The sequence below is a fragment of the Chitinophaga sp. genome (genome assembly GCF_036569185.1).
GTDB lineage: Bacteria > Bacteroidota > Bacteroidia > Chitinophagales > Chitinophagaceae > Chitinophaga.
Map to the genome: position 1 here is coordinate 18120 of NZ_DATCRD010000288.1, position 12749 is coordinate 30868.

Annotated in this window: 10 protein-coding genes; 8 read left to right on the forward strand and 2 right to left on the reverse strand. The window is 47.1% G+C overall.

Going from position 1 to position 12749, the window contains the following annotated elements; all coding sequences use genetic code 11:
- Nucleotides 1-48 precede the first annotated feature (48 nt).
- Nucleotides 49-846: a helix-turn-helix transcriptional regulator gene (locus tag VIM72_RS22415; protein ID WP_332005051.1), complete on the reverse strand. Its 798-nt coding sequence runs from the start codon at nucleotides 844-846 to the stop codon at nucleotides 49-51.
- A 193-nt stretch (nucleotides 847-1039) separates the two neighbouring features.
- The gene (locus tag VIM72_RS22420) at nucleotides 1040-1531 is read right to left on the reverse strand and encodes a YdeI/OmpD-associated family protein (RefSeq protein WP_332005052.1); all 492 of its coding nucleotides are present in this window, start codon (nucleotides 1529-1531) and stop codon (nucleotides 1040-1042) included.
- A gap of 135 nt (nucleotides 1532-1666) precedes the next feature.
- On the opposite strand from VIM72_RS22420, the gene VIM72_RS22425 reads away from it, so the two are divergent.
- From VIM72_RS22425 to VIM72_RS22460, 8 genes are all read left to right on the forward strand, one after another.
- Complete coding sequence (locus VIM72_RS22425; RefSeq protein WP_332005053.1) at nucleotides 1667-2884, forward strand: acyltransferase family protein; 1218 nt, start codon at nucleotides 1667-1669, stop codon at nucleotides 2882-2884.
- A gap of 10 nt (nucleotides 2885-2894) precedes the next feature.
- A complete protein-coding gene (locus tag VIM72_RS22430; protein WP_332005054.1) occupies nucleotides 2895-3923 on the forward strand; it encodes a sensor histidine kinase in 1029 nt (342 codons plus the stop codon).
- Nucleotides 3923-4639, forward strand: a complete 717-nt coding sequence (locus VIM72_RS22435) for a LytTR family DNA-binding domain-containing protein (RefSeq protein WP_332005055.1) — start codon at nucleotides 3923-3925, stop codon at nucleotides 4637-4639. The genes VIM72_RS22430 and VIM72_RS22435 overlap by 1 nt, the downstream gene beginning before the upstream one ends.
- A gap of 54 nt (nucleotides 4640-4693) precedes the next feature.
- On the forward strand, nucleotides 4694-5647 hold the full coding sequence (locus VIM72_RS22440; protein ID WP_332005056.1) for a D-2-hydroxyacid dehydrogenase family protein: 954 nt from the start codon (nucleotides 4694-4696) through the stop codon (nucleotides 5645-5647).
- 141 nt (nucleotides 5648-5788) lie between these two features.
- Complete coding sequence (locus VIM72_RS22445; RefSeq protein ID WP_332005057.1) at nucleotides 5789-6283, forward strand: RNA polymerase sigma-70 factor; 495 nt, start codon at nucleotides 5789-5791, stop codon at nucleotides 6281-6283.
- Nucleotides 6284-6360: 77 nt separating this feature from the next.
- On the forward strand, nucleotides 6361-7425 hold the full coding sequence (locus VIM72_RS22450) for a FecR family protein (protein WP_332005058.1): 1065 nt from the start codon (nucleotides 6361-6363) through the stop codon (nucleotides 7423-7425).
- Between the two features lie 191 nt (nucleotides 7426-7616).
- Nucleotides 7617-10871: a TonB-dependent receptor gene (locus tag VIM72_RS22455; protein ID WP_332005059.1), complete on the forward strand. Its 3255-nt coding sequence runs from the start codon at nucleotides 7617-7619 to the stop codon at nucleotides 10869-10871.
- 24 nt (nucleotides 10872-10895) lie between these two features.
- Nucleotides 10896-12449 carry a RagB/SusD family nutrient uptake outer membrane protein gene (locus VIM72_RS22460; RefSeq protein WP_332005060.1) on the forward strand — a complete coding sequence of 518 codons (1554 nt, stop codon included), beginning with the start codon at nucleotides 10896-10898 and terminating at the stop codon, nucleotides 12447-12449.
- Nucleotides 12450-12749 lie beyond the last annotated feature (300 nt).

The following is a 12749-nucleotide window of genomic DNA, read 5'->3' on the forward strand; positions in this document are numbered from 1 at the left end:
TTTTTTATACAAAGTAACAGCCGGTCCCATCAAAAAAATGGTACCGGATTAACTTTTTAGCAGGGCCCTGAATTTATGCGGAGTAGCGTTATAAAATAACCGGAAACACTTTACCAGGTGGGAAGCATCTGAAAAGCCGGCGGAAAAAGCAATATCGGCTACCGGCAACTGCGTGGTGAACAGCAGCATCATGGCTTTCCTTACCCGCATCTTTAACTGGTATTCGCCGGGCGTAACGCCCTCCCTTTCCTTAAAAGCACGGGCCAGGTAAATAGGATGTACAAACACCCGCGCGGCCAGCGAACGGATGGTATGATGGGTATCAAACTCGTTTTCCAGGATGTCTTTTACTTTTGGCAGCCAGGGCAGGCGTTCCGGCAGTTTCCTCTCTTCATATTCCAGCAACCAGCTGATCATATGCTCTTCCGGGAGCGCGCCTTCCGGGTCCTGCACAAATGCGTACAACAACCGGTACAGGTAATCGAAGGTACCCGTTTTATAGATCGTTGCCGTTTGCGGCAGCAGATGATCCAGCTCCAGCTCCTGCAGTCCGTTTGGCTTAAACTCTATATTCAGGCAGCGGCCGCCGGATGACTGGAAATGATTGGCATGAGAGTATCCCGCAGGGCGGAAAAGCACTTCACCGGGAATAACAGCGCTGTCTGTTTTCCGGCTCACTTCTTCATAACTGCCGCTGATCAGCAAACTGAGATACGCGTTTTCATGATGATGCACACCGATCTGCGCATCCGGCTGGTAGGCCGTAATGTTCAGCCGGAAAGAGGCATTCTCCCCCACCTGTTGTTCTTTTCCAAAATAATTACCTGGCGACAGGATGATACTCATAAAAGTAACCGGTTACGCGTTGAGGCGCCGGTGATCAAAGATACTTTAACCTTCCCGTTTTCCTACAATTCCAACATTGTATTGAAGAAGCTGAAAAATCCACCCCAAACAGGCATCTCTGTTGTTTGAGCCTGGTAAACGCTCCTCTTCCGCGGGTCATGGCCGCCTCAGGTTATAGTGTTGTTTACCCGGTTCACTCCTCCTCCCGCTGATACATCTTCAAGCCCCTCGACAACCGGATAATGGCTTTTGTCATACGGCTTACTTTTGTTTCCTCTCTTTTGGCGCTGAAGATCCAGTTGATATAAAACCGCTGCTCACTTTCTGAAAGCGACTGGAAGAAACGGTTTGCGCCTGGCTCGTCTTCCAGGCAGATCTTTAGTTCTTCCGGTATATCCATTGGATCATCATCCCGGAACAAAACGATCTTTACCCGGTCGCCTACTTTCTTCTTTATCTTCTTCCTGATCTCCGCTTTTACCGGGAGGAACAATATACCGTTGCCCAGCGGCATCAGGTGGCATTTTTTGATCTCGAAATCATCTATAAATCCTTTCACTCTCACCAGGCCAAAGGCTTTCACTTTATCCGGAGTTATTTCGGGAATACGCGCAAAGGTCCATCCCCCTTTAACAGGGAATTTCTCAAGACGATACGATTGACTGACGATTGGTTTTACGGACATATCCGTAAAGCTATCAAACTTTATCTAATACCCATCTCTCCCATAATAATCTTTTCAACACCAAAAACTGTCCACACGTCAAATATGTTTCCTTAAAAAGAGCCGGGAAGATAGGTTTGCATAAAACAATCAGCTATGCAACCAACATCATCTTCACGGCAGGCATATTTAGACTGGCTCCGCATTATTGCCATCATAGGCGTGCTGTTCTTCCACTCTGCCATGCCCTATATCCCTGAATGGGGATGGCATATAAAAAATAAAGAAACCAGCAATGCCCTGCTGGAAATGAACGACTTCCTACATCGCTTCCGTATGCCCCTCCTGTTCTTTATCTCCGGAACGGTAAGTTACTTTATGTTGCAGCGGAATACCGGCGGCGGGTTTATTGGCCTCCGTTTCAGGCGGCTGTTCGTTCCCCTGCTGGTGGGCATACTGGTTATTGTTCCTCCGCAAGTGTACATGGAGCGCCTCACACAGGGCTTCAAAGGCAACTACGCCGATTTCTACACCCATATGTTTACCACCGGCGTATATCCCCACGGCAATATGAGCTGGCATCACCTGTGGTTCATTGCCTACCTGCTGGTATACGACATCCTTTTTGCGCCTTTCTTTGTATGGCTGATCTCCGGCAACGGGAAAAAGCTGTTGCAAAAGCTCAATTGGATCGGCAATAAGCAATACATCTACCTGCTGATTATCCCCGGTACCCTGGTGCACACCTTCCTGCTGGTGTGGTTCCGGCAAACAGGCGACCTGGTGCACGATTACGGCTATTTCTTCTACTGGCTGTTTTATGTACTGGCCGGATTTATCTGCATTGCCAATCCACTGTTCATGGACAGCCTGGAACGGAACCGCCGGCTTTCACTTACCATCGCATTCACGGGGCTTCTCATCATCAACTACCTGCGCTGGAATAAACTGGAGCCCTGGATCTTCAACGATAATTTCAGGTACATGCCTTTTACCTACGTATATATGGCGCTGGGCGGTATCACCGCGTGGATGTGGGTGCTCGCTATTGTGGGTTATGCAAAAAAATACCTGAACAAGCCCCGTCCCATACTGGCCTATGCCAACCAGGCGGTGTACCCTTTTTATATCCTGCATCAAACGGTGATTGTGATCCTTACTTACTATCTTGTAACCGTGCCGGATGGCGTAGGACTGAAATACACCTTTACCGTGACCGTTACTTTTTTAATCAGTATATTCATCTTCCATTTGTTTATCAGGCCCTTTGCCATTATGCGTTTCCTGTTTGGTATGAAGCCAATGGCAAAAGGAGAAAAACGCGGCGCTACAAAAGAAGAAGAATTAATACCGGTACAACCGGGAATGGCCTAATGAATCAGTTATGATGAAAATATTCTGGAAATATTTCTTTCCCCCGATATATGGCCTGCTGGTATACTTTACCATCCGCCTGTTAACGGACAGTGTTACGGAAATGAAATTCTGGTACCGGCCGCTGTCGTTGAACGCCTTTGAAATGGTGACAGCCATACTAATGGGTTACCTTTTGATCGGGATCTTCAACTGGTTGTTCCGGTATTTTGATAAAAAAAATGAATCCGGCTTCTCCTATAAGATCATCCTGAAAGAGCTGTTGTATATTTTCATCATCAATCAACTGGTACAAAACGCCGTTCTCACACCGATGGCTGCCTTTACAGATAATGGTCTTCAGTTGTTCGACCTGGTCGATATCAACGTGATCCCTTTACTGTATTGTTTTATATACTATGGCGTCCGCAGGAGCAATGCTTTTTTGCAGGCATATATCAATAACCGTTTGCAGCTGGAAAAAATCACCAACGACCAGCTGCAAACGGAACTGAAATTCCTGCGGGCGCAATACCATCCGCATTTTTTGTTTAATGCGCTAAACACCATATATTTCCAGATGGATATAGACGTGCAGGCTGCCAAGAAAACAGTGGAGCGTTTTTCAGAACTGCTGCGCTACCAGTTATACGATCAGCAGCAAATGGTGAGCGTAGCCAACGAAATACAATACCTGCAGAACTTTATTGCCCTGCAAAAGATCAGGTCCTCACGCCGCCTTCAACTGGAGGTACATTTGGATGAAGCCCTGCATGATGAACAGGTATACCCGCTGCTGTTCCTGCCGCTGGTGGAAAATGCCTTTAAATATGCAGGAGGTGATTTCCGGATTCACATCTGCCTGAAAAAACAGGATAATGAAATAGCTTTCCAGGTAGAAAACTCCATACCGGATAAGATCAGCTTCGAAGCAAAGGGAGGCATAGGATTGGACAACCTGAAAAGAAGACTGGAACTGCTGTATCCCGGCAAACACTCATTTACTGCCCAGGTAAAAGAAAAAAGTTTCCTGGCGGAATTAAAACTGCCTACCAGATAATGGATCAATTAACGATACGCTGTATTATCACCGATGATGAACCTTTGGCTGCGGAAGGCTTACAACGCTATGCGGAGAAAACGCCTTTCCTGCACGTAACCGCTGTTTGCGAAGATGCCATACAGCTGAATACCCTGCTCAAACAACAACCGGCAGACCTGCTGTTCCTCGATATTGAAATGCCTTACATTACCGGTATCGAGTTCCTTAAAAGCTATCCCAACCCGCCAAAGGTGATCTTCACCACTGCATACGAACAATACGCCATACAAGGCTTTGAGCTGGATGTACTGGATTATCTCATCAAACCCATTTCATTCGACCGCTTCCTCAAAGCCGCCAACAAAGCATTCGATTATTTCTCCTCCCGGCAGGCCGGCAAAGAACCACCCTACTGTTTTATTAAAACCGACAACAAGCTGGAGAAAGTATTATTCGAGGATATTTTATTTGCAGAGGCCCTGGGTAATTATGTAGCTATTTATACGGGAGATAAAAAAATGATCACCCATGCTACGCTGAAATCAGTACAGGAGCTATTACCGGCCAGGCAATTCCTGCAACCACATAAATCCTACCTCGTTAATATCAACCATATCAGCGCTATTGAAGGCAATGTATTGCATATGGGCGCCCATGAAGTACCTATCAGCAAATACCAGAAAGAAGAGCTGCTGGAGAAAATAGTCAATAACCGGCTGCTGAAGAATAAGTGATCCAAAGGGTGACCGCATTTATTTGTACCTTAGGCTATAAGTAAACCCTCCAACATGAAAATTGCCATTCTCGACGACTACCAGGATATCATCAGGAGCCTGGATTGCTTCAAACTGTTAGCCGGACAAGATGTGGTAGTACTGCACCATACGGAGAAAGAACCCGCCAAGCTGGCCGCATTTTTAAGTGATGTGGAAGTGATAGTGCTTACCAGGGAAAGAACCCGGATCAATGAAGAGCTGCTCTCCCTGTTACCTAAGCTGAAGCTGATCAGCCAAACAGGGAAAGTATCCTCACACATTGACCTTGCCGCCTGCGCCAGGCATAATGTAGCCGTGGCCGAAGGCATTGGCTCTCCCATAGCGCCTGCAGAGCTCACCTGGATACTGATCATGAATACGCTGCGCCAGATACCACAGGCCATTGAAGGCATGAAGAACGGGCAATGGCAAGTCAATATCGGCAGTACTGTTCACGGGAAAACCATTGGCATCTGGGGGTATGGAAAAATCGGTAAAATGGTGGCTGGGTATGCCAAAGCTTTTGGCGCCAGGGTAATGATATGGGGCAGCGAGGCATCCAGGGAAAACGCTGTAAAGGACGGCTTTAGCAAAGCCGCCACCAAAGAGGATTTCTTCCGGGAGGCAGATGTTGTTTCCCTGCACCTGCGTTTAAACGAAGCTACCGCCGGCATTGTAAAAGCTGCGGACCTTGGCCTGATGAAACCTTCCTCTGTGCTTATCAATACTTCCCGGGCAGAACTTATTGAAAAAGGCGCTTTGCTTCAAAGTCTGCGGAATGGCCGCCCCGGGTTTGCCGGCCTCGATGTATATGAAGAGGAACCAGTGTACAATGTGGAGTATGACTACCTCAATATGCGCAACGTGATCTGTACCCCGCATCTGGGCTATGTGGAGAAAAACAGCTATGAGCTTTATTTTGGGAAAGCCTTTGAAAATGTGACCGGTTTTATTGAGGGAAGGCCTTCCGGTATTGTGAATGGATAATATAACATCAAAATTGGGTAATACTGCATGCTGTAACTATCAAAAAGTTACTTTAACTTGGTTTTTGTCATTACTATGAGCAATCAAAATCCGGATTATACATCTTTTTGGCCAACTGGAGATCTTTCATTATTTAAACAAATGATGAAAGAGTTCACTCCTTCCCTGAAGTATTTTGCGGGCAGTATTGCGGGTAATGAAGCCGAGGCAGAAGAAATTGTGGCCGATGTATTTATCAAAATATGGCAGCAACGACAGCAAACAAGCGCTCCCGGTGATGTACGTTACTATCTTTTCAAAGCAGTAAAGAACACGGCGCTTAATTACCTGAAACGCAGCGGCAGGCGCCTTTCACATTATAATGAATGGGAAATCCAGGTGAGCAGGGTATCTCCCCAAAACCCGCAGGACCTGATGATCAGCAAAGAACGGCTCCTGGAAATAAACACTGCTATCCGCTCCTTACCACCCCGCTGCCGCCAGATTTTTATCCTTGTAAAAGAAGATGGGCTTACCTATGAACAGGTGGCCACCTTACTTGACCTTTCCAAAGCCACCGTGAATGTACAGATGACCCTTGCCCTGAAAAAAATATGGGCTGCACTGGGCACTTCCCTTCAATATTCCTACTCCTGATTTTTTTTCTGTACGCTTAATTGTTTTCCTTTTCTACGTTGTCTTATTAGGGAATCAACTGAAATCATACTTCGTAAATGACCAATCGATTATGGGAATTACTGGCGCTGCAATGGAGCGGCGAAATTTCCACGGAAGAAAAAGCCGAACTGGAGGAACTTTTGCTGGAGCATCCAGGGGACTGGCTCCGGACGGGACAGCTGGACCAGCTGTCTTTTCACAAAACACTTCCTCCCGGTGAAGAGGAAGACACGGATGCGCTGATGGATAAAGTACTGGGAACTATCTCCACAGCGGGCGGCGAGCCGCTTTCCAAGGGGAATATCCCCCGGAAGAAGTTCCTGCATGCCTATAAATACCAGGTATCCATCGCCATCATCATGATAGCAATAACTGCCGGGCTCACCTTCATTTACCTGTCGCAGCAACACCACCGTTACAAAATAGTATCCACCGATGCCGGCATGAAAACAAAGATCCGGTTGTCGGACGGCAGTATTATATGGCTGAATGCCGGGAGCACCTTAAGATACCCGGAAAAACTGGATAAAGCCCAAAGGGAGGTTTACCTGAGCGGCGAAGCTTACTTCGATATAAAACAGGCGCCCAACCGGCCTTTTATTATCCATGCACAAAAAATGGACATCCGGGTACTGGGTACCTCGTTTAATGTGCGGTCGTATAAAGATGAAGATTTTGAAGAAACCGCCGTTATTTCGGGGGCCGTGGAAGTAACTGTACCGGAAGAACATAAGGTCATGAAAATTACGCCCAACCAGAAGGTGGTGCTTCACAAAACATCCGGAGGGCCTGTTAAGAAAAGCAGTATATCTACCGGCGAAGCCGGAACAAGGATTGAGCGCCAGCCATTGTCGGTCATTTCACCTGCCGATACCATTCATGTGCTGGAAACCGCATGGATGAACAACCAGCTGATATTCCGCAATGAAACGCTGCTTTCACTTTCACAAAGACTCGAACGCTGGTATGGAGTAAAAATAATTATAGAAGATCAACAGCTTGCTATGTTGAGATTTTCCGGGCGTGCAGACAATATTTCCATTGAAAAACTACTGGAGATACTCCAGAATATTCAACCATTCAATTATTCCATGCAGGATGATATCGTGACAATTAAGTAAATCAAAAGTTATGAAAAATAAGTTCATCATCGGGGAGCGATCTCCCTAGAGGATTTGTTATGCCGGAAAGATCCGCTACGGACCTCCACAAGATTATATTTACTGATTTAATAAGTCCCACCCAGGTTATGAAAAAAGCAATGAAACAAACCACGTTTATCTTACTTAATAACGGACGAAAATTATTTCTAATGCTCAAATTTACCGGTGTATTGTTCCTGCTGTTTTTCCAGGCATCTGCAGCAGGATTCTCACAAAACACGATATCCGTTTCCTTCGTCAATACAGATATTGAAAAAGTATTCCGCTCTCTTGAGAAAAAAACAGGCTATACTTTTTATTACAGCAATAACGAAACAGAAAAAACACCCAGGATCAGTCTTACCATGGAGAACGCCGATGTAAAAGCGGTGCTGGATGAAGTAGCGCATAAAAGCGGGCTTCATTATACCATCCTGGATAACAGTATGGTGGTATTTAAAAATGCCGGTGAACGGATACAAACAAAAAAGATCTCCGGAAAAGTGGTTGATGAAAAAGGTCACCCGATGCCCAACATCACGGTACAGGTAAAAGGTACTACCACGGGCACATTAACTACTGCCGAAGGATTGTTCACCCTGCAGGTACCGGAAAATGCCACCCTGGTGATTTCCGCCATCGGTTACCTGAAGCAGGAGATCCCTGTTGCCGGTCAGGCTTCTTTCAACATAGTCCTGAAAGAAGACGTATCCGGTTTAAATGAAGTGGTAGTAGTAGGTTACGGCTCCCAGGAAAAACATAAGCTGACCAGCGCTGTAGCCACTATCTCCGGCGCGGAGCTTAACAAACGGGTAGCTACCAACCCTACTTCCCTCCTGCAGGGCCAGTTGCCGGGCTTACAGGTTACCCAGGGCTCCGGCGAGCCTGGCAATGAAAACATACAATTACGCATCCGTGGTATCAGCACTTTCAGTGGTGCAGGTAATGATCCGCTCGTAATAATAGATGGGTTGCCTGGAAACCTCAGCATTTTAAATCCAAATGATATAGAATCCATTTCCGTGCTGAAAGATGCGGCTTCCGCAGCCATCTATGGCTCCCGCGGCGCCAATGGCGTAATTGTGGTGAAAACGAAAAAGGGAAAAACCGGCTTCTCGCTCACCTATGGGTATAACCTTGGTATCTCAAAAGCAGCCAAACTGCCTGATATTATTTCCAACTCGGCAGAATACATGCAGCTGTCGAATGAAGCAAGAACCAATTCCGGGCTGGCGCCGCTTTATACCCAGCAGCAGATCGACCTGTACCAGAATGCCACCGACCGTGTTAAATATCCCAATCACAACTGGCTGGATGATATTTTCCGTACCGCCTACACCCAGAACCACTACCTGAATATGAGCGGCGGTAAAGACAACACCACCTACAGCCTGGGCCTGGGTATCAGCACGCAGCCTGGCGTATTGATCGGCTTCGACTACAAAAAATATACATTAGACCTGGGCCTTAGCTCCCGCGTTAATAAAAGAGTGACTATAGGCACCAATGTGCAGATGCGGTATGCCGACAGGAAGTATCCTGAAAACGGCGCCGGCGATATGTTCCTTTCTGCGCTGGCCCAATCGCCCCTCTACCCTCCTTCCAGCGATGGCAAATGGATTAAGAAAGGTTACTCCAATGAACTGGGTAACAAGAATCCGGTAGCTATTGTGGAAGAAGATGTACGGATAAGGACAAACGATTACTACGCGCAGGGTAACCTGTCGCTCGATGTGGACATCGTAGATGGATTAAGATGGGAGAACCGTGCAGGTATGAACTACGACAATTATAAATACAATGATTTCAGACCTGCCGTACCTACCTTTTATTTCAGCGATATGAGCCCCGCCGGATTATTGGATGTGGGCACACCAGGGCTCAATGTAGGTACCATGGGTAATGTATATACTGTTTATTACAGCCAGTTCACCTACAAAAAGAAATTCGGGGAACATAACCTGTCGGCCCTCGCCGGTTACCAGCAGGAACAGAATAAAGCAGACACACTTGGCGCTACCCGTACACAGTTCCCTACCAACTTCCTGAGAGAACTTAATGCAGGACCGGCAGACGGACAGACCAACAACGGTACATCCGGCAAATGGGCCATCCGCTCTTTTTATGGTAATGCCAATTATGATTACAAAGATAAATACCTCCTGGGCGCCAGCGTGCGGTACGACGGTACTTCCAGGCTGCCATCCGATACCCGCTGGGGATTATTTTATTCCTTCTCCGGTGCATGGCGCGCTTCAGAAGCAGCGTTCCTGAAAAAGGTTACCTGGATCAACGACCTGAAATTACGCGCCTCCTGGGGCCAGTTAGGTAACCAGAACATCGGCACCTATCCTTACCAGTCTACACTCGACAACAGGCCCTATGCTTTTGGTTCTTCCATCGCCACCGGCTTCACCGGCAGCCAGATCATAGATCCCACTCTTACCTGGGAAACCACCCGGGTACTGGACTTTGGTCTTAACCTGACCGCCTTTGACAACCGGCTTACTTTCACCGGCGATTGGTTCAACAAATATACCTTTGACATTCTGCGGACCTCACAGGTTCCCCTGTGGCTGGGGCTTAATGCACCAATCATCAATAACGGCGCCGTGAGGAATAAAGGATTTGAATTCAATGTGCAGTACAACGACCGGATCGGGAAAGACTTTACCTGGTATGTAGGAGCTAATTTCCAACGGTACAAAAATGTGCTGGAAGAATTTGGTAAACGGGAGATCAGCAATACCACCATCCGCGAAGAAGGTCACCCGCTGGATGAATACTATCTTTATCAATGGGATGGCATTTTCCAAAGTACAGATGAAATTGCCAAATCGCCCAAACAGCCTGTAGACGCCACTCCCGGCGATCTGAAAATAAAAGATGTAAATGGAGATGGCGTCATCGACGACAAAGACAGGACCTATACCAAAGGAAAATATCCTTCTTTCCAGTATGCCTTCAATATCGGCGCTTCCTGGAAAAACTTTGATTTCAGCGCGCAGCTTTACGGATCCGAAGGACAGAAAATATATGTAAACGGATGGGGAATAGAGCCATTCCGTCAGGGCTCTGTGCCTACCACCGACTGGCGCAACCGCTGGACGCCTGAACATCCCAGCACTACCATGCCTAAAATTTATGTTGCCGATGGATATGCCCCGGTACAGAACTACGCTTCCACTTACTTCCTGAAAGATGCGTCCTTCCTGCGGTTGCGTAACGTACAACTGGGCTATAATCTGCCAGCAGCAACACTTGCCAGGGCCAGCATAAAATCATTAAGGGTATTCTTCAGCGCCGAAAATGTGTTTACCATCAGCAAATTTCCCGGTCTTGACCCCGAACGTGTAGGAGATGGTAATTATGTTACCTACCCGCAAACCAAAACATACACATTCGGCGCCATGGTTCAGTTTTAATTTTTTCTGTTAAAAGATTCAGTTATGAAAAAGTATCAGCAATATTTACTAATAATAACAGGTGCAGCCCTCATGTTTTTCAGCGGATGTAACAAAGATCTGCTGGATGTAACGCCACCGGATAAACTGGCGTCCTCTTTCTTCTGGGAAACGCCCGAGGATGCAGACAAAGCGCTCACCGGCCTGTATAATTACCTGTATAGCAGCAGCGGAGGATACGCTACTTCCCAGTACACCGTTTTTGCCTGGGACAATTTCACCGACGATTCCTATGGCCAGTACAACTACGGCGGCGGCCTCAGCGCCCTTACTTCCGGCATCACCCCGCAATCCGGCGATTTTGTATACGCTTACTATACAAACTGCTACCAGGCAATAGCAGCGGCTAATTCTTTCCTCGCCAATGTAGATAAAGTACTGAGTGGCGACAAGCTGACCCAATACAAGGGAGAAGCCTATTTCCTCCGGGCTTTTAATTACTTCTGGCTGGCGCAGTTGTATGGCAATACCATTATCATCACAGAAGATCCTTTCAAGGTAGATTATAAATCGACCCGTGCAAAATCAGACCGGGCCGATGTCTTAAAACAGGTGCTGGCAGACCTGGACCTTGCCATTGCCGCATTACCCGACGCCGGCTATGCAGATGGCCATGCCGTAAAAGCTACCGCACAGGGTTATAAGGTAAGAGTGCTGCTTTTCCAGAAAAAATATGCAGAAGCAGCCGCACTGGCAAAAGAGATCATGACCGCCAACAAGTTCAGTCTCTTTGCTAATTATGCCGGCAACTTTTACAAACCTGATCAGGGTAACAGTAAAGAAATTATGTTCTCCGTGAAATACCAGCGCCCGAATATGCTTCACCAGGATGTGGCAATTTCAGTAAACCTGCAACGCTGGAAAGGGGAACAAGGCACACAGGACCTGATCAACGAATACGAAGCCGCAGATGGAAAAGACACTGCCTCTTCCGCCGTATACGTTAAAGGAAAACCCTTTGAAAACCGTGATCCGCGCATGCGCCTCACCTTCTTCTTCCCCGGCGATACCAAAGCCCAGGGATGGCCTTTCACCGGTGCGCTGGCCGTAGCCACTCCCGGCAAAGACAGCTGGACAGCCGGTTATTATGCCGTAAAGAAATGGCTGGACCCCAGCCTGGTGGACCCGGATTACGGCACCATCGACGACAATGACTTCGTGCTGCTCCGCTATGCCGATATCCTGCTCATGTACGCCGAAGCGCAGAATGAAGCCGTTGGTCCCGATGCATCCGTATATGCCGCTATCAAACAGGTGAGGAACCGTAGCAATATGCCCGATCTCCCGGCAGGGTTATCACAGGCGGATATGCGTACCCGTATACGGCATGAAAGACGCGTAGAATTTGCACTGGAAGGCCTCCGCTATTTTGACCTGAGGAGATGGGGCATTGCAGTACAGAAACTGGATGGCTTTGTACCGAATCCATTACAGCCTACCGTAAAAACGAAATATAAAGCTAACTATGACTTCTGGCCTATTCCTCAAACGGAGATAGACCGGAATGCACCGGAGCTGGTGCAGAACCCTGGGTATTGATTTAGAGGGGGGAATTTTTATAGCGTGCCGCGGGTGAAAGCCTGCGGCATTTTTTTTATATCCTTTATCTTGTTATCAATAATCAATGCCATCTTCGCACTGGCCTTCAGACAATACCTATAATCCAGCAATCATTAATCACCGTCTTATCAAAACAATAAAAGCCCCTTGTATCATATTCCAACAGAAAACCAAACGCTTTGTCAAGCACTTAGTTGAATCAAGATAAAAATATTGGTTACTGTTGAATAAATCTAAACATAACGGTTAGCTAAATTAGAAATGACTGCTGAATATGAA